The organism is Nostoc sp. (assembly GCF_036917095.1).
Classification (GTDB): domain Bacteria; phylum Cyanobacteriota; class Cyanobacteriia; order Cyanobacteriales; family Nostocaceae; genus Nostoc.
Genome location: NZ_JBALFH010000028.1, coordinates 1 through 1,174, shown reverse-complemented (window position 1 = coordinate 1,174; position 1,174 = coordinate 1). Strand labels below are relative to the sequence as shown.

Genomic DNA, 1,174 nt, shown 5'->3' with positions numbered 1-1,174 from the left:
GCAGGGTGGTTTCATACAACGAGAGAAAAATAATAATGGTTTGTAGAGGGTGAAGAAAAATGGATAACTAACAAGTATGAATCTCGTCGAACAATTGCAGCAAGTCCCAGACTATAGGCACATCCGGGGACGAAGACATGAATTATGGTTAGTATTGTTACTAATATTGCTGGGAGCAATGACAGGATATTGGGGCTACCGACCACTCGAAGATTTTACCCGTATACACAGGCAGAGCTTGATTGAACTGTTAAACCTAGATGTGACAATTAACTTTCCATCCTATTCAACATTTCGACGAGTACTGAAAACAGTAGATTTTCAACCATTTACCGACTTATTTAATAATTGGGCATCGGTTTTTGTTCCACCAATACCAGGAGAACGTTTGGCAATAGATGGTAAAGGCATTCGTTGCACAGTCACAGATTACAGTCAGTCCTACCAAAACTTTATCAGTACAGTATCAGTTTATAGTCATGAACGGGGCATTGTACTCAGGATGCAACCAATGTCCAACAAAAAAATTAGTGAAGTGGCGATCGTAAAACAATTAATATCTGAGTTTTGTGGTCAACAAGTCGTTTTTACCCTTGATGCTTTACACTGCCAAAAAAAACTGTATCGCTGATCATCAATAGTGGCAATGATTACCTGATTGGATTAAAAGAAAATCAACCGACACTCTATAAAATGGCTCAAACTCAGTCACAGACACAGGAACCTTTGAGCACTACTACAATAGAAGACTATACTCACGATCGCAAAGTTTTGCGTTGTTGTAAGGTATTCGCGGCTCCAGAAAAATTACAAAGTCAGTGGGCTGGACTTAAAACTTTTGTCCAAGTTGAACGTTCTGGCATCCGTGATGGTCAATCATTTCAAGAGCGTCAGTTCTATATTTGTAGTCAGATCATGTCGGCTAAAGATGCTTTAACCGACACCCAGAAACATTGGGGAATTGAAAACCGACTCCATTGGGTTCGCGATGTGACTTTTTCAGAAGACTTTCCACTGCGAAGAGGTGGTAATGCTCCAGTTAACTGGGCAATCTTACATAATTTTTTCATCACTCTTGCCAGATTTCTTGGTTTTCGCACTATCCCTCAAGCTCAACGTGCTTTAGCCAATCAAATTCAAAAGGTTTTTTCTTTCTTTGTATGAAACCACCCTG

The 1,174-nt window shown here is 39.9% G+C and carries 1 pseudogene; it reads left to right on the top strand.

Features of this window, described 5'->3' with window-relative positions:
- The first annotated feature begins 76 nt into the window (after nucleotides 1–76).
- Nucleotides 77–1,164 (top strand): annotated as a pseudogene (locus V7L01_RS35455) (ISAs1 family transposase).
- Nucleotides 1,165–1,174: the final 10 nt, after the last annotated feature.